This is a genomic window from Polaromonas sp. P3_B4 (assembly GCF_056402835.1).
Map to the genome: position 1 here is coordinate 1,444,493 of NZ_JBFUGQ010000001.1, position 19,664 is coordinate 1,464,156.

Sequence of the window (19,664 nt, forward strand, 5' to 3'; positions counted from 1 at the left end):
GGATCAACCCACCCACTTGCGCGCGTTGTGCCAGAGGCTCATCCACGGGCTGTGCTCGCTGCTATTGCCTGAAGTCCAGCTCTTCTGGATGTTGCGGAACACGCGCTCGGGGTGCGGCATCATGGCCGTGAAGCGGCCGTCAGCCGTGGTCACGGCGGTGAGGCCGCCGGCGCTGCCGTTGGGGTTGGCCGGATAAGCTTCGGTCGGCTTGCCATCGTTGTCGGTAAAACGCATCGCGGCAATCGCTTTGGAGGCATCGCCCCGGAAGGCGAAATTGGCATAGCCCTCGCCATGCGCGACGGCGATCGGCAGGCGGCTGCCGGCCATGCCCTGCAGGAAGATGCTGGGGGACTCCAGCACCTCGACCATGCTCAGGCGTGCTTCAAAGCGCTCGCTGCGGTTGGTGGTAAAGCGCGGCCAGGCCTCGGCGCCCGGGATGATGTCGGCCAGCTCGGCAAACATCTGGCAGCCGTTGCACACGCCCAAACCAAAGGTGTCCTGGCGCGCAAAGAACGCCTTGAACTCGTCGGATAGCACCGGGTTGAAGGTCACGGAACGCGCCCAGCCGATGCCGGCGCCCAGGGTGTCGCCGTAGCTGAAACCGCCACAAGCCACGATGCCCTTGAAGTCGGCCAGTCTGGCGCGGCCGGTTTGAAGGTCGGTCATGTGCACATCGCAGGCTTCAAAGCCGGCTTCGGTGAAGACGTAAGCCATTTCCACATGCGAATTGACGCCCTGCTCGCGCAGCACCGCCACGCGTGGCCGCGCCGACAGGTTGAGCGCGGGCGCCGACAGCACTTTGACTGGATCAAACGTTAGTTGCACATGCAGGCCCGGATCGACGGGGTTGCCGGCGGCCGCGTGTTCAGTATTGGCACAGTCGGGGTTGTCGCGCTGCTGGCAGATCTTCCAGCTGACGGCATCCCAGACCTGATGCAGGTCCTGCAGCCTGGCCGAGAACACGGCCTTGGTGTCGCGCCAGACCTGGATCTCACCTTTGCCGACTTCGAGCGAGGCATGCTGTGGGCGGGTCTTGCCGATGAAATGGCTGAATTTGGAAAGGCCATGTTCGCGCAGGGTCTGCATGACCTCGTTGCGCGCGGACGTCGCCACCTGGATGACAGTGCCCAGCTCTTCGTTGAACAAAGCCTTGAGCGTGAGCTCTTCGCGACGCGCACCGACCTGGCTTGCCCAGTTCTTGCTGTCGCCGGTGTCCATGCGGCTGTCGGAAATGCCGTCGCCTTCGACCAGCAGCATGTCGATGTTGAGCGACACGCCGACGTTGCCGGCAAAACCCATCTCGCAGACCGCGGCGAACAGGCCGCCGTCGCTGCGGTCGTGGTAAGCCATCAGCTTGCCCTCTTTGCGCAGCGCATTGATGGCGTTGACAAGGTTGACCAGGTCTTTCGGGTCGTCGAGATCGGGCACCTCGCCCTCTTCCTTGTCCAGCGTCTGCGCGAGGATGGAGCCGCCCATGCGATTCTGGCCTTTGCCCAGGTCGATCAGGATCAGGGTGCTGTCGGCTTCATCACGGTTCAGTTGCGGCGTGAGTGTGCCGCGCACATCGGGCAGCGTAGCGAATGCGCTGACGATCAGCGACACAGGCGAGGTCACCTTCTTGCTGTCAGCGCCGTCGCTCCACACGGTGCGCATGGACAAGGAATCCTTGCCAACGGGAATCGACACGCCCAGCGCCGGGCAAAGCTCCATGCCCACGGCTTTGACGGTTTCGTACAGCGCTGCGTCCTGGCCGGGTTCGCCGCATGCGGCCATCCAGTTGGCCGACAGCTTGACGCGCGGCAGCTCAATCGGTGCCGCCAGCAGGTTGGTAATGGCCTCGGCGACCGCCATGCGGCCGGAGGCGGCGGCGTTGACGGTGGCCAGCGGCGTGCGTTCGCCCATGCTCATGGCCTCGCCGGCAAAACCGCTGTAGTCGGCCAGCGTAACGGCGCAATCGGCCACCGGCACCTGCCAGGGGCCAACCATCTGGTCGCGGTGCGTGAGGCCGCTCACGGTGCGGTCGCCGATGGTGATCAGGAAGCGCTTGGAGGCGACGGTCGGGTGGCTAAGCACCGCAATCGCGCTTTTCTGCAGGTCCACACCGGTCAGGTCTATAGGCTTGACGATGTGCTTGACGGATTTCACGTCACGGTGCATCTTGGGCGGCTTGCCCAAGAGGACATTCATGGGCATATCCACGGGAGGTGCGGCCTCCTTGTCTGACAGCACCAGTTGCTTCTCTTCGGTAGCCACACCGATCACAGCAAACGGGCAACGCTCGCGTTCGCAAAAAGCCTGGAACTGCGGCAACGATTCGGGCGCAACCGCCATCACATAACGCTCCTGGCTTTCATTGCTCCAGATTTCCTTGGGCGAAAGGCCGCTTTCTTCCAGTGGCACGGCACGCAAATCAAACTTCGCACCTCGCCCGGCGTCATTCACCAGCTCAGGAAAGGCATTGGACAAACCGCCGGCGCCCACGTCGTGGATCGCCAGGATGGGGTTGGCCCCGCCCAACTGGGCACACTGGTTGATGACTTCCTGGGCGCGGCGTTCGATTTCAGGGTTACCGCGCTGCACCGAGTCAAAGTCAAGCTGGGCCGCGTTGGCCCCCGAGGCCATGGAACTGGCCGCGCTGCCGCCCATGCCGATGCGCATGCCGGGGCCACCCAGCTGGATGAGCAGGGTGCCGGCCGGGAACAAAATCTTTTTGGTCAGTGCCGCGTCGATCGTGCCGACGCCACCCGCAATCATGATGGGCTTGTGGTAACCCCAGCGCTGGCCGCCTACGGTTTGCTCGTATTCGCGGAAGTAGCCGTTGAGGTTGGGCCGGCCGAACTCGTTGTTGAAGGCCGCGCCGCCCAGCGGACCTTCCGTCATGATCTGCAGCGGACTGGCGATGTGTTCTGGCTTGCCGTAAGAGTCTGCGACGTCGTCAAACAGCCTGGACACCGTAAAACCCGTCAGGCCCGCCTTGGGTTTGGAGCCGCGGCCGGTCGCGCCCTCGTCGCGAATCTCGCCGCCCGCGCCGGTAGAAGCGCCCGGAAACGGTGAGATGGCCGTGGGATGGTTGTGCGTCTCGACTTTCATCAGCACATGCATCAACACGTCATCCGTGGCGCTATAAGTTTGATAGCTGCTCGCGCTTTCTCCTGTTGGGCTAGAGGCCAATTTATCACTTTTTTTGGCGTAAAACCGCTGGGTTTTATAGCCCTCCATGACCGAGGCGTTGTCCGAATAAGCCACTACGGTGTGCTGGGGATGCAGTTTTTCGGTGTTGCGGATCATGCCGAACAGGCTTTTCTCCTGCGCAACGCCGTCAATCGTGAAGTCGGCGTTGAAGATCTTGTGGCGGCAGTGCTCGCTGTTGGCCTGGGCGAACATCATGAGCTCAACGTCGGTGGGGTTGCGTTTGAGCTGGGTGAAGGCATTGACCAGGTAGTCGATCTCGTCGGCCGCCAGCGCCAGGCCGAACTCAGCGTTGGCCTTTTCCAGCGCGGCCTTGCCGCCCGCCAGCACGTCGATGGTCTGCAGGGGCGCGCCTTGCAATTCGGTGAAGAGGCCGGCAGCCTGCGCGCGATCCAACATCACGCTTTCAGTCATGCGGTCGTGCAGCAGGCCGGCGACCTGCTCGCGCTGGGCATCCGTCAGGGCCGTTTTGCTGAAAAAGCCGCTTTTCAAGGCAATGCGGTACTCGGTGATGCGCTCGATGCGCTTGACGGCCAGGCCGCAGTTGTGGGCGATGTCCGTGGCCTTTGACGCCCAGGGGGAGACGGTGCCAAAGCGCGGCGAAACAATAAAGGTTAGTGCATCATCGGTTTTGCCGGCGCCTGCAGTGCAAGGATCACCATAGGTAAGCAATGCTGAGAGCTGGCCCTTGACGATGTCTGAAGGCGGTGCCTCCGTGGCAACCAGATGCACAAACCGGGCGCTGATGCCCACGATCTTGTCGTGGATGGCTTGCAGGCGGGGAAGGAGTTGCTGGACGCGGAAATCGCTGAGGGCGCTGATCCCGTGGGGTTCGCCCTCAAAAGTCGTCAGGTGCAGGGTCACGGTAGCGGTGGCCTTGTAATGGGAGGTGGGCAGCGCATGGCTGTTGGGTTTAACGGGCTAGCGTTAACCCGTAATTTTATCAGCGACTGAAGGCCTTCCCCGGTTTGCTGCCGGTGCGCCCGGGCACTTTTGCGATCCATTCGGGCCACATTCGGGCCAAAGCCAAAGCCCCTTGGTCCCATGCTGAAAATGCATGTGCCCGGGAGCGGTGGGATAATCGGGGCCATGAGTATTACTTACAAAGATGCCGCAGGAATTGAAGGCATGCGCCTGGCGGGAAGGCTTGCTTCCGAGGTGCTGGACTACCTCACCCCTTTCGTGAAACCGGGTGTCACCACCAATGAAATAGACCGGCTGGCCCATGACTACATGACCCAGGTTCAAGGCACCATTCCGGCCACGCTGGGCTATGGCCCTCCCGGTTATGTGCCTTATCCCAAGTCGCTGTGCACTTCCATCAACCACCAGGTCTGCCATGGCATTCCCAACGACAAACCGTTGAAAAAAGGCGACATTGTCAATATTGACGTGACCGTCATCACCAAGGACGGCTGGCACGGCGACAACAGCCGCATGTACCTGGTTGGCGAAGCTTCCATTGCGGCCAAGCGGCTCTGCCATGTGACCTATGAAGCCATGTGGCAGGGCATCATGCGCGTCAAGCCCGGGGTCAGGCTGGGCGATATCGGCTTTGCGATCCAGACTTTTGCCGAAAAACAGGGGTTTTCGGTGGTTCGCGAGTTTTGCGGCCATGGAATTGGCCAAAAATTCCATGAAGAACCGCAGGTGCTGCATTACGGCCGACCTGGCACGCTCGAAGAGCTGACGCCGGGCATGACCTTCACCATCGAACCCATGATCAATGCCGGCAAGCGAGACATCAAGGATGGCCCCGAGAAAGACGGCTGGAGCATCGTGACGCGCGACCACTCCCTGTCCGCTCAGTGGGAACACACCATTTTGGTGACCGAAACCGGCTATGAGGTACTGACCCTGTCCGCCGGCAGCCCGCCGATCCCGGCGTTTGTCCCGCAAAGCAGCCCTGCCCAAGCCGCTGTCAGTGCCTGAGCCAGGCGCACAGTGGCGCCCCGCGCACTTTCTGACCCTGCGAGCTCCGCGATGATCGAGCTGGCCCCGGTCCGCGAGCAATACAAAGCGGGGAAAGCCGCCCTCCTCGCCACGCTGGCCGCCAGCGGCGCCTCGTCCCGCGGCATCCACAGCCTGCTGCAAAAATTCGCCCGCCATGCCGACGCGACCCTGCAGCTGCTCTGGCAGCGGGCCGGCTTTCCGGTTTCCGCCTGCCTGGTGGCCGCAGGAGGCTTTGGCCGTGGCGAGCTGTTTCCCCATTCGGATGTAGACGTGCTGCTGCTGTTGTCGGACAGCGCCAACATCGACGGCGACCCGGCCCTCAAGGCCAAGGTAGAGAGCTTCATCGGCGCCTGCTGGGATGTAGGCCTGGAAATTGGCTCCAGCGTGCGGACGATTTCCGGTTGTGTCGAAGAAGCGGCCAAGGACGTTACGGTGCAGACCTCGCTGCTTGAAGCCCGCCTGGTCGCCGGGTCCAAAAAGAACTTCCTGCAGCTGCAAAACCGGCTAGCCGTCGTGCTGGATCCGCAGGCCTTTTACGTGGCCAAGACGCTGGAGCTGCGGCAGCGCCACAACAAATTCGAAAATACGCCCTACTCGCTCGAGCCCAACTGCAAGGAATCCCCGGGTGGACTGCGCGACCTGCAGGTGATTTTGTGGGTGGCGCGCGCCGCCGGCCTGGGCAAATCCTGGGACGACCTGGCCCGCAACGGCCTGGCTACGCCTTTCGAGGTGCGGCAGATCAAGGCCAACGAAGCGCTGCTGAGCCTGATACGCGCCCGCCTGCACCTGATCGCCGGGCGGCGCGAAGACCGGCTGGTGTTTGACCTGCAAACCGCTGTGGCCGAGTCCTTTGGCTATTCTGCGGAGGCCGACGACGGCAGCAAAGTGCCGCGCCGCGCCAGCGAGGCCGTGATGAAACGCTACTACTGGGCGGCCAAAGCGGTCACCCAGCTCAACCAGATCCTGCTGCTCAATATCGAAGAGCGGCTCAACCCCAACACCTACCCGCTGCGGCCTATCAACGAACGGTTTTTCGACAAGGCCGGCATGCTGGAGGTGGTCAGCGACGACCTGTATGCGCGTGAACCGCACGCCATTCTGGAAACCTTTTTGGTATTCGAGACAACCGTGGGCATCAAGGGCCTGTCGGCGCGCACGCTGCGCGCTCTCTACAACGCCCGCGGACTGATGAACAGCAAGTTTCGCAGCGATCCGGTCAACCGCGACACCTTCCGGCGCATCCTTCAGCAGCCCGAGGGCATCACGCATGCCATGCGGCTGATGAACCAGACCTCGGTGCTGGGCCGCTACCTCTGGATCTTCCGCAAGATCGTCGGGCAGATGCAGCACGACCTGTTCCACGTCTACACGGTGGACCAGCACATCCTGATGGTTCTGCGCAACGTGCGGCGTTTCTTCATGGCCGAGCACTCGCACGAATACCCGATGTGCTCGCAGCTCGCGGCCGGCTGGGACAAGCCCTGGATTCTTTACATCGCTGCGCTGTTCCACGACATCGCCAAGGGCCGCGGCGGCGACCACTCCGAGCTGGGTTGCAAGGACGTGCGCGTTTTTTGCCGCCAGCATGGTATTGGCGCCGAAGACTCCAAACTCATCGAATTCCTGGTGGGCGAACATCTGAGCATGAGCCGCATCGCCCAGAAGGAAGACCTGAGCAACCCCGAAGTAATTGCCGCGTTTGCCAAACGCGTGGGCAACGAGCGCTATCTGACAGCGCTCTACCTGCTGACGGTGGCCGACATCCGCGGCACCAGCCCCAAGGTCTGGAACGCCTGGAAAGGCAAGCTGCTGGAAGACCTGTACCGCTACACGCTGCGCGTGCTGGGTGGCCGCGCACCCGACGCGGATGCCGAAGTGGAGGCCCGCAAGCGCGAAGCCCTGACCACGCTGGCCCTGCACGCTGAACCTTTCGAGGCGCACAAGGCACTGTGGGATACGCTGGATGTCAGCTATTTCATGCGCCATGAGGCCTCCGACATCGCCTGGCATGCACGCCAGCTGTCACGGCATGTGGGCAAGGCCAAGGCGATTGTTCGCGCGCGCCGCTCGTCGGCGGGTGAAGGCATGCAGGTGCTGGTTTACACGCCCGACGCGCCCGATCTGTTTGCGCGCATCTGCGGCTACTTTGACGAAGCCGGCTTCAGCATCCTGGACGCCAAGATCCACACGGCGAAAAACGGTTATGCGCTGGACACCTTCCAGGTGGTCAGCCCCACGCTGGCCGACCACTACCGCGAACTGGCGGCCATGGTGGAGGCCGAACTGGATCGCACCATCGAGAACCCCGGGCCTCTGCCGCCTCCGAGTAAAGGCCGTGTGTCACGCCGGGTCAAGAGTTTCCCGATCGCTCCGCGCGTGGACCTGCGACCCGATGAAAAAGCCCAGCGCTGGCTGCTCAGCGTATCGGCCAGCGACCGGGTCGGGCTGCTCTACCGCATCGCACGGGTGCTGGCCCGTCACCGCATCAACCTGCAGCTCGCCAAGGTCAGCACCCTGGGCGAGCGCGTGGAAGATACATTTTTGATCGATGGACCGGAGCTGCAGCACAACAAGGCACAGATCGCGATCGAGACGGAGCTCCTGGAAGCGCTCAATACCTGAAGCTTCAAGCGACTGGTTTCCGCAGGTATTGCAACAGACGCCCCTTGTAACTGCCGCCGGCAGGCAATTTGGTCACGCGCGTCTCAGTGCGCGAATAGCCCAGTGCATCCATTTTTCGATTGAAGCTGGCCCGGTTGCCGCGGTCCGGATCGACAATCAGCACTTCGGTGTGCGGCAGCGCATGCAGCTCGATGAACTGCGACAACACCTCCGGCTGGCCACGGTCATACAGCACATCGCTGCCGATGATCAGGTCAAAGCGTTCCAGCAGCGGATTGGCGCGCGACCAGTTGCCCGTCTGATATTTCATTGCAGGCAAGTGGTTGAGTTTGAGGTTTTCCAGCAGAAATTGCGCCGCCAGCGGATGACAGTCGCTCGCCGTGATGTCGCCACCGCGGCGATGCACAACAAGGCTGGCTAGCGCCAGGCCGCAACCGAGCTCCAGAATGCGCTTGCCTTCCAGTTCAAAGGTCAGCATGGCATGGGCCAGCACACGGCCCGAGGGCCAGAGCAAACCGAATATAGGCCAAGCCGACGAGGAAATGCCTTCGCGTTCAGCCTCGCCGAGGGGATCATGGAATTGCTGGCGGTCCAGCAAGGAACGCAGTTGCAGGTCGTCGCCGCTGCCGCTCACGGTTTCAAATTTCAGCTGGTAGGGAGGTGGCGAAGCAGCTCCGGTGATGGAAACTGCTCCCGAGACGGGAGCGTGCGACATCCGGAAGCTTTCCTTGCGTACAACACGCTCTGGCGGGGCGAAATAGCCCTCGATCAGCTTCAGTGTACCCTTCGACGTTCCCGCGGTCAGTCGTCGTCCGACGCGTCCAGTCCGGGGAAAAGCACCTCGGTAAAGCCAAACTGGCTGAAGTCGCGGATGCGCATGGGATAAAGCTTGCCAATCAGGTGATCACACTCATGCTGCACTACTCGCGCGTGAAAACCGTCTACCGAACGCTCAATCGCATCACCGTACTGGTCAAAGCCGCTGTAACGAATTCGCGAAAGGCGCGGGACCAGGCCGCGCAAACCGGGTACGGAAAGGCAGCCTTCCCAGCCGCCCTCTTCTTCAGGCCCCAGGGGCGTGATCAAGGGGTTCAGCAAGACGGTGCGGGGCACTACCGGTGCATCGGGATAGCGTGGGTTGACCGTGTCAGTCCCGAAAATTACCAGTTGCAGGTCGACCCCAATCTGTGGGGCTGCCAGGCCGGCACCGTTGACAGCGCGCATGGTATCGAACATGTCAGCAATGAGCAGGTGCAGCTCGTCGGTGTCGAAGGCGGTCACGGGCTGAGCCACGCGCAGCAGCCGCGGGTCGCCCATTTTGAGGATTTCGCGAATGGTCATGCGCCAATTATCGTGGCGCAGGGCCTTATCGGGGAAGTTTTAGCGCCAATGCCGATAGCCCCAACCCCGGTAATAGCCGGGCGCGGGAACCACCACCACGGGGGCCGGCTCCACGTAGACAGGGCGGGCCGGGTAAACAGCCACCGGACGTGGGGCAATCGGCGCCACCACGCAGCCAGACAGCAAAACAACCAGGCCGGCGGCCCCTGCCAGGGCAGAGAAACGTTTGTAATTCATGAAAAGCTCCTGTGTGTAGAGATCTTTTCAACGTCTGGCGTAGCCGCCTGGCGTGACGTCCGGCGTGCAAACCCCGGTAACGCCATGTAAGGCGCGTCGGTGATGCACTACTCCGTGGTGCTGGCGCTCCAGTAAGCCTGGCTGACCGCAGGCAACTCACCGAGCTGCCGGACAAGGCGGTCCATCGCGGGGCCGTCCACCGCAATGGCGACCAGCGTCGCCTGGATTTTCACGCTTTCCTCGCCGAAGGCGGACACTTTGAGGTCGTTGGTCGGATAGTGCAGCTCCTCCAGCGATTTCTCCAGGGCACCCAGCACCTCTTTTTGATGCCCCCCGCTGGTGACCACATAGACTGAGTTGGTTACCTCGGCCGACTGCACGTCCAGTGGCAAGCGATTGATCTGGTTGACGATGGGCCTCAGCAAGGTATTGGCCGCCAGCACGAACAGCGTGGCAATGCCTGCCTGCACTACCAGATCAGCCCCCGCGCAGGCGCCCACAGCACCCGAGCACCACAAGGTAGCGGCCGTGTTGAGCCCGCGCACATTGCCTTCCTCGCGCATGATCACGCCGGCACCCAGAAAGCCGATGCCCGAAACCACATAGGCCACCACATGCACTGCGCCCTGCGCGCCGGTCAGCCGATTCGCCATGTCGACAAAAATCGCGGCGCCTACGGCCACCAATACGTTGGTGCGAAGTCCTGCGGTGCGTTGCCGGTACTGGCGCTCAAAACCGATCAAGGCGCCAAAGACGAACGCCGAAGACAGGCTCAGGAGCGAGTCCAGGAGGTCCGCCGAATTGAGGTTTTCGAATGCCTGCATGGGTGTGTTGCCTCCCGTGAGCCTGAAACTATCCGGGTGGGCCAGCCAGCAGGGCCAGCAACGCCGCTTCGTCGATGACCGGAACACCCAGTGTTTGGGCCTTGACCAGCTTGCTGCCAGCCTCTTCGCCGGCCACCACGTAGTCGGTTTTTTTACTGACAGAGCCAGCCACCTTGCCGCCTGCGGCCTCCACCCTGTCCTTGGCCTCGTCGCGGCTCAAGGTGGGTAATGTGCCGGTGATGACAAAAGTCTTGCCCGACAACGGCTGGGGCGCCCGGGCAGCTGGTTCGCCCTCCTCCCAGGCCACGCCACAGGCGCGCAGTTGCTCGACCACTTCGCGGTTGTGCGCCTGCTCAAAGAAGGTGCGAATACTCTGCGCCACGATCGGCCCCACATCGCTGACTTCCAGCAGTTGCTCTTCGGTGGCATCCATGATGGCGTCCAGCTTGCCGAAATGGCGCGCCAGCTCCTTGGCCGTCGCCTCGCCGACGTGCCGTATGCCCAGGCCGAACAAAAAGCGAGGCAAAGTTGTCTGCTTGGACTTTTCAAGCGCTTCCAGCAAGTTGTTGGCAGACTTCTCCGCCATGCGGTCCAGGCTGGCGAGCGCCGTCAGGCCCAGTTTGTAGAGATCGGGCAAGGTACGGATCACGTTGGCATCAACCAGCTGCTCGACCAGCTTGTCGCCCAGGCCTTCGACTTCGACGGCGCGCCGGTGTGCGTAATGCAGGATGGCTTCCTTGCGCTGGGCACCGCAGAAAAGTCCGCCGGTGCAGCGGTAATCGGCTTCACCTTCTTCTCGCACGGCGTCGGAGCCGCAAACCGGGCATTTGTGCGGCATGGTGAATTGCGGCGCATCCTGCACCCGCTTGTCGAGCAGCACGCTGACGACTTCGGGTATCACGTCACCCGCGCGGCGCACGATCACGGTATCGCCCACGCGCACGTCCTTGCGGCGCGCTTCATCTTCGTTGTGCAGCGTGGCGTTGGTCACGGTGACACCGCCCACAAATACCGGTGCCAGCTTGGCAACCGGCGTCAGCTTGCCTGTGCGGCCCACCTGCACCTCAATGGCCAGCACGGTGGTGAGCTGCTCCTGCGCCGGGTATTTGTGAGCCACGGCCCAGCGCGGCTCGCGCGTGACAAAGCCCATTTTTTTCTGCAGCGCCAGGCTGTTGACCTTGTAGACCACACCGTCAATGTCGTAAGGCAGGCTGTCGCGCTGCTTGCCCATGGTCTGGTGGAATGCTATTAATTCAGGAGCGCCTTGCGCAAGCTGCGTTTGGGCTGCGACCGGAAAACCCCATGATTTGAGTGTTAGCAGGAGCTGAAAATGGGTTTCGAACGCCGGACCGCCCTCTTCCGGCGGAGAGATATCCCCCAAACCGTAAGCAAAAAAACTCAAGCGCCGCCGCGCGGCCAACGCTGGATCCAGCTGGCGCACGCCGCCAGCTGCGGCGTTGCGCGGATTGACGAAGGTTTTTTCACCCTTGGCGCCTTGCGCGATCTTCTCGCGCTGCTTCTCGTTGAGCGCTTCGAAGTCGGCGCGGCGCATGTAAACCTCGCCGCGCACTTCCATGACCGGCGGGGCGTCGGCAGGCAAACGAAGCGGGATCTGGTTGATGGTCCGGATGTTCTGCGTCACGTCTTCACCAACTTCACCGTCACCGCGCGTGGCGGCCTGCACCAGCACACCGTTTTCATAACGCAGGCTCATGGCCAGGCCGTCGAACTTGAGTTCGGCGACATATTCGACAGGCGGGTCGGATTCCGCCAGGCCCAATTCCTTGCGCACGCGGGTGTCGAAATTCTGGGCGCCTGTGGCTTCCGTGTCGGTTTCGGTGCGAATGCTGAGCATGGGCACCTTGTGGCGCACGCTGGCAAACTGATCCAGCGGCTTGCCGCCTACCCGCTGGGTCGGTGAATCGGGTGTCAGCAGTTCCGGATGAGCCGCCTCAATCGCCTGCAACTCCTTGAACAGCTTGTCGTACTCGCTGTCAGGAATCGTGGGCTCATCAAGCACGTAATAGCGATGTGCATGGGCATGCAACTCGGCGCGCAAGGCGGCAGCACGCCCCGCAACAGAAGCCGGTTGCGGCGAGGGTTCGGGCTGCGCAAACAGGTCTTTGGTGGCCATGAAAAAGATCGGAAACGGGCGAAAAGCCCGGGAAAATCAAGAGAAAAGCCGGCGCCCTAGCACCGAGCCCGCCGACAGATCGCGGCTGTCCAGCGTGTCATAAAGCTGTTCCAGGTCGGCGTGGATGACTTCCATTGCCTCGGGCCGGATCAGATTGCCGTTGTCGTCGATGATCACACCGTCCATGTTGGCAGCCAGGGACAGCGCGGCTTCGCACATGCGAGCAAAGGGCTGCTCGGAGCGGGAAACCTGTGGAACGTCGAGCGACAGCGTCAGTTCACGCAGCGCCGTCTGCTCCGGGTCTTCTGCCATGGCGGCCTGTGTGTCGAAGGCCAGCCCCAGGATGGGGGCCTGCCCCTGCTGGTTCGCTGGCAATACCATGCGCCCGGGAATGGAGCCGGGAACGAAGCCCAGCCGCGCCGCACTTTGGTGGACATAACCCGGGCTCCAGGCGGTGTTGACGGCGCGCAGGGTAAAGCTCAGCTGTGCGTCATGGCCGCTGGCAAACTGGTCGAGTTCGCGGGCTCGCGCCACCTCGTCCAGCATTTCCGGAAATTCCGGCTCACCGCCCACCGCATCGGCAAACGCCTGCGCCTTCATCACGAATTCAGAGTATTCAATCTGGTTGAGCGCACCGGTGCGGTTGGCCAGCTGCACGCCGCACTGAAAGGCGCTGTAACGATGCCCTGCTGTGGGAAATTCCCATTCGCCGGTAATGATGCTCAGGCCTTCAACGCCGAAAGGCTTGCTGCCGGCCCGGCGCGTGCTGGGCATGGCGGCAAGCGCGGCTTCGCCCGACACCATGCCCTCAATCACCACGGGCGCAACGGCATCAATCAGCACGTCAAGACCTGGCTTTCTGTCGGATGCATTCATCGTGGCGAGCGAGGCCAGCGATGCCAGGCCAGAATCCACGTCAAAGCTGGGTTCCAGCCGTTCAGCAGCGGCACCTTCGCCACTTTGTGCGGGTGCAAGCTCTTGCTCGGGTGCGGGGGCTTCCGGTGTGGCCTGCTTGGGCAGGTTCCTGCGCGACGACCAGGCGCTGTGTGCCACCACACCGGCCAGCACCAGCCCGCCCACCACCGCCAGACTGATCTGCAAAGTGCTCATTCAGCCCCCACGCTTCTCGCTTCGCGTAGTACGCTGCCCCCCGAGGGGGCCGCTGCGCCTGCGGCCCGGCAAAGCCGGTTCCGCGGCCCCTGCTGGCATAAAACCCCGGTGTTCATGCTGCCTCAGCGAAACCGATGGCAGCTTCCATGTCCACCGCCACGATGCGCGAAACGCCCTGCTCCTGCATGGTCACGCCAATCAACTGTTCGGCCATTTCCATGGCGATCTTGTTGTGGCTGATGAAGAGGAACTGCGTTTCCTTGCTCATGGAGCGCACCAGCTTGGCGTAGCGCTCGGTGTTGGCGTCGTCCAGCGGCGCGTMGACCTCATCGAGCAAACAGAAAGGCGCGGGGTTGAGCTGGAAGATCGCAAACACCAGGGCGATGGCTGTGAGCGCCTTTTCTCCGCCTGACAGCAGGTGAATGGTCTGGTTCTTTTTGCCGGGCGGCTGGGCGATCACCTGTACCCCGGCATCGAGGATTTCCTCGCCTGTCATCATGAGCTTGGCGTTGCCGCCGCCAAAGAGTTCGGGGAACATGCGGCCGAAATGGCCGTTGACCGTCTCGAAGGTGCTCGAGAGCAGGTCGCGCGTTTCGATATCGATCTTCTTGATCGCATCTTCCAGCGTGGTCATGGCTTCATTCAGGTCGGCAGACTGCGCGTCAAGGAATTGCTTGCGTTCGCGCGCGGTGCTCAGCTCGTCCAGCGCGGCCAGGTTGACGGCACCCAGCGACTGGATTTCGCGGTTGATGCGGTCAATTTCGCCTTGCAGGCCGGTCAGGCGCACATTGCCGGACTGGATGGATTGCTCCACCGCAGCCAGGTCGGCCTGCGCGTCGGCCAGCAACTGCGCGTATTGCTCAAAGCCCAGACGCGCGGCCTGCTCTTTCAGCTGGAACTCGGTGATGCGCTGGCGCAGCGGGTCAAGCTCGCGCTCCAGTTGCAGGCGCCGCTCATCGCTGGCGCGCAGCTTGCTGGTCAGGTCGTCGTACTGGCTGCGCTTGGCACCCAGGTCGGCTTCACGCTCAAGCTTCACGCTCAGTGCGCTTTGCAGGCCGGCCTGCGCGGCGGCGTCTGTCAGGCGCGTGAGCTCTTCGCGGGCTTGCGCTTCCTCGCTCGCGATGGAGCTGGCCTGCTGAGCGGCAATGTCAATGGAGCGGGTCAGTTCTTCGCGGCGGGACGCCAGGCTGCGCAATGCAAACGTGGCTTCCTGCGCCTGGCGTTCCAGCGTGCGCTGCTGCTCACGTGATTCGCCCAGCTTGCGCTCGGTTTCGATCACGCGGTCGTCCAGCTGCGCATGGCGTTCCTGGCTGTCGGCCAGTTGCATGTCCAGCTCTTCAAAGCGGCCTTCGGCGGTAACCTTGCGCTCCTGCAGTTCGCCGAGCTGCGCTTCGATTTCGGCCATGTCGGCCTGGATCTGCTCGCTGCGCGCCCGGGTCTGCTCGGCCAGTTGCGTCAGGCGCAGCACTTCGACCTGCAGCTCATGGGTACGGCTCTGGCCTTCGGCGGTTTCGCGGCGTGCCGTGGCCAGGCGCTGGGCGGCGTCGGCATAGGCGGCTTCGGCGCGTATCAGCGCGGAGCGGGCCTCTTCGCTGATCAGCGCCTGGGCCTTGAGCTGCTTGTCGAGGTTTTCGATCTCCTGGGCGCGGGCCAGCAAGCCGGCCTGTTCGGAATCCTGGGCGTAAAAGCTCACGCTGTGGTGCGTGACGGCATGGCCGCTTTGCACATAAATCACTTCGCCGGCCTGCAGCTTGTCGCGCGCGGCCAGGGCGTCGTCCAGGCCTTGGGCCGTATAGCAGCCCTGCAGCCAGTCACCCAGCAATGCCGACTGGCCGGCATCATTGAGGCGCAGCAGTTCGGTCAGTGGTTTGAGGTTGATCGCAGCGTTGGTGCGTGCGGGCGCGGCGGCGCTGGGCGGCGAATAAAACGAGAGCTTGGCCGGCGGCGTGTCGCGGCCATCGGTGCCGGCAAAACCGCGCACCATGTCGAGCCGGCTGACTTCGAGTGCGCCCAGGCGCTCACGCAGTGCAGCTTCAAGCGCGTTTTCCCAGCCTTGTTCGATGTGGATGCGGCTCCACAGGCCTTGCAGGCCATCGAGGCCGTGCTTGGCCAGCCAGGGCTTGAGCTTGCCGTCAGTCTTGACCTTTTCCTGCAAGGCCTTGAGCGCTTCCATGCGTGCCGACAGGTCGGCCCGCTTGGCGGATTCGGTGTTGACGGTGTGCTGCAGCGTGCGGCGCTCTTCGTCGAGCTGCGGCACGCTGTCGGTCAGCTCGTGCAGGCGGGCCTCGGCTTCAGCTTGGGCTTCTTGCGCGGCGGTGAACTGTGTGTTCAGGTTGGCCAGGCGCGCTTCGTCGGGTGCGTTCAGCGCGTTGCGGTCTGCCGTGAGCTTTTCCAGCCGCAACCCCAGGCTGCGCGACTGCTCTTCGATGTTGCGCTGGTCGGCGGCCAACACCTGGATTTGCTGCTGCACCTGTCCGACGCTGGCGCGCTGCTCATTGGCCTTGGCTTGTGCCTGACGCAGGGCGTCTTCGAGGGCGGGCAGCTGGGTCTGATGCTCTTCTGTTTGCGCAGCCAGCAGCTCGGCTTTTTCCTCGGCTTCAATGGCTTGCGCAGCCAGGTTTTCCGTCTCAACGGCGGCGTCTTCCTTGCGCGTGGCCCATTGGGCGGTTTGTTCTTTCAACTGGGCCAGGCGTTGCTCGACGCGCTGGCGGCCGTCGACCACGAAGCGGATCTCGGCCTCCAGGCGGCCGACTTCAGCGCTGGCCTCATACAGCTTGCCCTGGGCCTGGTTGACCTGGTCGCCGGCCGAGTAATGCGCCTGACGAATGGTTTCCAGGTCGGCCTCGATGTGGCGCAGGTCGGCCACGCGGCTTTCCAGGTCGTTCACGGCCTTTTCGGCGTCGGCCTTGACCTTGGACTGGTCGGCTTCGCTTTCGGCGCGTTTGAGGAACCACAGCTGGTGCTGCTTCAGGCTCGCATCGGCATTCAGCGCGTTGTAACGCATGGCCACCTCGGCCTGCTTTTCAAGCCGGTCCAGATTGGCGTTCAGCTCGCGCAGGATGTCTTCGACGCGGGTCAGGTTTTCGCGGGTGTCCGACAGGCGGTTTGCGGTCTCGCGGCGGCGCTCTTTGTACTTGGAGACACCGGCGGCTTCTTCGAGGAAAAGACGCAGCTCTTCGGGTTTGGACTCGATGATTCGGCTGATGGTGCCCTGGCCGATGATGGCGTAGGCGCGCGGGCCCAGGCCGGTGCCCAGAAACACGTCCTGCACGTCGCGGCGGCGCACCGGCTGGTTGTTGATGTAGTAGCTGGAGGTGCCGTCGCGCGTCAGCACGCGCTTGACGGCGATCTCGACAAACTGGCCCCACTGGCCGCCGGCGCGGTGGTCGGCGTTGTCAAACACCAGTTCCACACTGGAGCGGCTGGCGGGCTTGCGTGTGGTGGTGCCGTTGAAGATGACGTCCTGCATGGACTCGCCGCGCAGCTCGGAGGCCTTGCTTTCGCCCAGCACCCAGCGCACTGCGTCCATGATGTTGGACTTGCCGCAACCGTTAGGGCCCACCACGCCGACCAGTTGGCCCGGCAGTACGAAATTGGTGGGCTCTGCGAATGATTTGAAACCAGATAGCTTGATCGAATTGAGACGCACGGCTGTCCCTGTTTTTTTGAGCCTGAGGTAGGGAATTACAGCCCTAACTCATTGATTTTTATGGCGTTTTACGGAAAAACGCTGACACACGCCGTGTACCACTTTCAGTAGCGCACGGTCCGCCATGTTACCCGAGCGGGACGCAGATTTTGCCGGGAAAAAGGCCCTTGACGGGCCCGGCGTGAAACACTTTGCTTCGCACGGCGGCGGTCTGTCAGGGTGACGCCAGGCCCTTCGCTGCCTGAAAATGGCTGGCTAGCGGGGAAATTTAGATTGAATTGGCCTGGAGCCCAATAAGAACAGGCGCGAGAAGCTATTAATTTGATAGCAATCAGATCGGGGCGTGACAAGCCGCAACCCAGACCGGCGGCGGGTCTGCAAGGCGAGGCTGGATAATCAGGGCATGAATCCCCTGCTTTCACGCCTCCAGCCCTATCCGTTTGAACGGCTGCGCCAGTTGCACGCCGATGTCACCCCCAATCCGGCCTATAAACCCATCAGCCTTGGCATAGGCGAACCGCGCCATGCCACGCCCCAGCTCATCAAGGATGCGCTGACAGCCAGCCTGGGCGGCCTGGCCAGTTACCCCGGTACGCTGGGGGAGCCGAAGCTGCGCCAGGCCATGACCGACTGGCTGGCCCGCCGCTATGGCCTGAAACTGGACCCGGCCACACAAGTCCTGCCGGTCAACGGCTCGCGCGAGGCGCTGTTTTCACTGGCGCAAACCGTGCTGGACGCCAGCAAACCGGGTGCCACCGTGGTCTGCCCGAATCCGTTCTATCAAATTTATGAAGGCGCAGCCCTGCTGGCGGGCGCCCAGACCTGGTTTGCGCCCAGCGACCCGGCGCGCAACTTCGGCATCGACTGGGCGGCCGTGCCGACTGAGGTATGGGCCAAAACCCAGTTGGTGTTCGTCTGTTCGCCCGGCAACCCCACCGGTTCGGTGATGTCGCTGCCTGAATGGAAGCTGCTGTTTGAGCTCAGTGATCGCTACGGCTTTGTGATTGCTTCCGACGAGTGCTACAGCGAGATTTACTTCCGTGACGAGGCACCCTTGGGGGGGTTGCAGGCGGCTTCCCAGCTGGGCCGGCATGACTTCAAAAACCTGATTTCCCTTACCAGCCTCTCCAAACGCAGCAACGTGCCGGGCCTGCGCAGCGGCTTTGTGGCGGGCGATGCGGCGCTGATCAAGCCGTTTTTGCTCTACCGTACCTACCACGGCAGCGCCATGAGTCCCATCGTGCAGGCGGCCAGCATCGCCGCATGGAACGACGAGCAGCACGTGGTGGACAACCGCGCCATGTACCGCGAAAAATTCACCAAAGTCACGCCCCTGCTGTCGGCGGTGATGGACGTCGCCCTGCCCGATGCAGGCTTTTACCTGTGGGCCGGAATCCCCGAGGCATTCAGGGGTTCGGACACCGCGTTTTCGCGCGAGCTGCTCGCTCTTTACAATGTCGTGGTGTTGCCGGGCAGTTACCTGGCACGCGATGCGCAGGGCTACAACCCCGGCGCCGGCAGAATCCGCATGGCGCTGGTGGCAGAAACGGCCGAATGCGTGGAGGCCGCAGAGCGCATCGTCCAGTTCATCCAATCCAAAGTTCACTGAAAAACCATTCTCATGACTCAAGCCAACCTGCAAGCGCTCCAGCAAACCATTGACGCCGCCTGGGAAGACCGCGCCAACCTGTCGCCCAAGTCGGCGCCCAAGGACATCCTGGAGGCAGTGGAGCAAACGATTTCCCAGCTGAACAATGGCTCGCTGCGCGTGGCCACCCGCGAAAGCGTGGGCGTATGGACGACGCACCAGTGGATCAAGAAAGCCGTGCTGCTGAGCTTTCGCCTGAAAGACAACGAACTGATGCGCGCCGGTGACCTCGGCTTTTTCGACAAGGTCAAAACCAAATTTGCGCACCTGAGCGAAGCCGAAATGCGCGAAACCGGTGTGCGCGTGGTGCCCCCCGCCGTGGCCCGCCGCGGCAGCTTCATCGCCAAGGGCGCGATCCTGATGCCCAGCTACGTCAACATCGGCGCATGGGTTGGCGAAGGCACCATGGTCGACACCTGGGCCACCGTGGGCAGCTGCGCACAGGTCGGCAACAACGTGCATCTTTCCGGCGGCGTCGGCCTGGGCGGCGTGCTGGAGCCTTTGCAGGCCAACCCCACCATCATTGAAGACAACTGCTTTATCGGCGCACGCTCTGAAGTGGTCGAAGGCGTGATCGTCGAAGAAAATTCGGTGATTTCTATGGGTGTCTACATCGGCCAGAGCACGCCGATTTACGACCGCGAAGCCGACACCGTCACCTACGGCCGTATTCCTGCAGGCTCCGTCGTGGTGTCGGGTAACCTGCCAAAGGCCGGCGGCAAGTACAGCATGTACTGCGCGGTGATCGTCAAGCGCGTGGACGCAAAAACCCGTTCCACCACCAGCCTGAACGATTTACTCCGCGACTAGACATGGCCCCCACGCTTCTCGCTTCGCGTAGTGCGCTGCCCCCCGAGGGGGCCGCTGCGCCTGCGGCCCGGCAAAGCCGGTTCCGCGGCCCCTGCTGGCGAGGAACCGTAAGTCGGGTGGCCAACGTTGTATTTCATTTCAATCAAG

The 19,664-nt window shown here is 62.7% G+C and carries 12 protein-coding genes; 4 read left to right on the plus strand and 8 right to left on the minus strand.

Features of this window, described 5'->3' with window-relative positions; translation table 11 throughout:
• Window positions 1-3 precede the first annotated feature (3 nt).
• Window positions 4-4,053, minus strand: a complete 4,050-nt coding sequence (purL, locus tag AC1DVV_RS06940; protein WP_477707174.1) for a phosphoribosylformylglycinamidine synthase — start codon at window positions 4,051-4,053, stop codon at window positions 4-6.
• Window positions 4,054-4,278: 225 nt separating this feature from the next.
• Between purL and map the strand changes: the two genes are divergently transcribed.
• Entirely contained in the window at window positions 4,279-5,121 is an 843-nt protein-coding gene (gene map, locus AC1DVV_RS06945) for a type I methionyl aminopeptidase (protein WP_457280845.1), read from the plus strand.
• 51 nt (window positions 5,122-5,172) lie between these two features.
• Window positions 5,173-7,764, plus strand: a complete 2,592-nt coding sequence (locus tag AC1DVV_RS06950) for a [protein-PII] uridylyltransferase (RefSeq protein WP_477702033.1) — start codon at window positions 5,173-5,175, stop codon at window positions 7,762-7,764.
• A 4-nt stretch (window positions 7,765-7,768) separates the two neighbouring features.
• Here the strand turns inward: AC1DVV_RS06950 and AC1DVV_RS06955 are convergent, their stop codons facing one another.
• From AC1DVV_RS06955 to smc, 7 genes are all read right to left on the minus strand, one after another.
• Window positions 7,769-8,479, minus strand: a complete 711-nt coding sequence (locus AC1DVV_RS06955) for a class I SAM-dependent methyltransferase (protein ID WP_477665994.1) — start codon at window positions 8,477-8,479, stop codon at window positions 7,769-7,771.
• An 86-nt stretch (window positions 8,480-8,565) separates the two neighbouring features.
• Window positions 8,566-9,105: a peptide deformylase gene (def, locus tag AC1DVV_RS06960; protein WP_457280842.1), complete on the minus strand. Its 540-nt coding sequence runs from the start codon at window positions 9,103-9,105 to the stop codon at window positions 8,566-8,568.
• Window positions 9,106-9,144: 39 nt separating this feature from the next.
• The gene (locus AC1DVV_RS06965) at window positions 9,145-9,342 is read right to left on the minus strand and encodes a hypothetical protein (protein ID WP_477702032.1); all 198 of its coding nucleotides are present in this window, start codon (window positions 9,340-9,342) and stop codon (window positions 9,145-9,147) included.
• Window positions 9,343-9,449: 107 nt separating this feature from the next.
• Window positions 9,450-10,166 carry an MgtC/SapB family protein gene (locus AC1DVV_RS06970; RefSeq protein ID WP_457280840.1) on the minus strand — a complete coding sequence of 239 codons (717 nt, stop codon included), beginning with the start codon at window positions 10,164-10,166 and terminating at the stop codon, window positions 9,450-9,452.
• 28 nt (window positions 10,167-10,194) lie between these two features.
• Window positions 10,195-12,300, minus strand: a complete 2,106-nt coding sequence (ligA, locus tag AC1DVV_RS06975; protein WP_477702031.1) for an NAD-dependent DNA ligase LigA — start codon at window positions 12,298-12,300, stop codon at window positions 10,195-10,197.
• Between the two features lie 36 nt (window positions 12,301-12,336).
• Window positions 12,337-13,410, minus strand: a complete 1,074-nt coding sequence (locus tag AC1DVV_RS06980) for a cell division protein ZipA C-terminal FtsZ-binding domain-containing protein (protein ID WP_477665991.1) — start codon at window positions 13,408-13,410, stop codon at window positions 12,337-12,339.
• Between the two features lie 112 nt (window positions 13,411-13,522).
• On the minus strand, window positions 13,523-17,059 hold the full coding sequence (smc, locus tag AC1DVV_RS06985; RefSeq protein WP_477707175.1) for a chromosome segregation protein SMC: 3,537 nt from the start codon (window positions 17,057-17,059) through the stop codon (window positions 13,523-13,525).
• A gap of 403 nt (window positions 17,060-17,462) precedes the next feature.
• On the opposite strand from smc, the gene dapC reads away from it, so the two are divergent.
• The gene (dapC, locus tag AC1DVV_RS06990) at window positions 17,463-18,668 is read left to right on the plus strand and encodes a succinyldiaminopimelate transaminase (RefSeq protein ID WP_477702030.1); all 1,206 of its coding nucleotides are present in this window, start codon (window positions 17,463-17,465) and stop codon (window positions 18,666-18,668) included.
• Window positions 18,669-18,680: 12 nt separating this feature from the next.
• Window positions 18,681-19,517, plus strand: a complete 837-nt coding sequence (dapD, locus tag AC1DVV_RS06995) for a 2,3,4,5-tetrahydropyridine-2,6-dicarboxylate N-succinyltransferase (protein ID WP_457280835.1) — start codon at window positions 18,681-18,683, stop codon at window positions 19,515-19,517.
• Window positions 19,518-19,664: the final 147 nt, after the last annotated feature.

What these genes read in the sequence shown, in the direction of transcription:
- map (WP_457280845.1), top strand. Translation starts at nt 4,279, where the DNA reads ATGAGTATTACTTACAAAGATGCCGCAGGAATTGAAGGCATGCGCCTG.
- AC1DVV_RS06950 (WP_477702033.1), top strand. Translation starts at nt 5,173, where the DNA reads ATGATCGAGCTGGCCCCGGTCCGCGAGCAATACAAAGCGGGGAAAGCC.
- AC1DVV_RS06955 (WP_477665994.1), bottom strand. Translation starts at nt 8,479, where the DNA reads ATGTCGCACGCTCCCGTCTCGGGAGCAGTTTCCATCACCGGAGCTGCT.
- def (WP_457280842.1), bottom strand. Translation starts at nt 9,105, where the DNA reads ATGACCATTCGCGAAATCCTCAAAATGGGCGACCCGCGGCTGCTGCGC.
- AC1DVV_RS06965 (WP_477702032.1), bottom strand. Translation starts at nt 9,342, where the DNA reads ATGAATTACAAACGTTTCTCTGCCCTGGCAGGGGCCGCCGGCCTGGTT.
- AC1DVV_RS06970 (WP_457280840.1), bottom strand. Translation starts at nt 10,166, where the DNA reads ATGCAGGCATTCGAAAACCTCAATTCGGCGGACCTCCTGGACTCGCTC.
- ligA (WP_477702031.1), bottom strand. Translation starts at nt 12,300, where the DNA reads ATGGCCACCAAAGACCTGTTTGCGCAGCCCGAACCCTCGCCGCAACCG.
- AC1DVV_RS06980 (WP_477665991.1), bottom strand. Translation starts at nt 13,410, where the DNA reads ATGAGCACTTTGCAGATCAGTCTGGCGGTGGTGGGCGGGCTGGTGCTG.
- dapC (WP_477702030.1), top strand. Translation starts at nt 17,463, where the DNA reads ATGAATCCCCTGCTTTCACGCCTCCAGCCCTATCCGTTTGAACGGCTG.
- dapD (WP_457280835.1), top strand. Translation starts at nt 18,681, where the DNA reads ATGACTCAAGCCAACCTGCAAGCGCTCCAGCAAACCATTGACGCCGCC.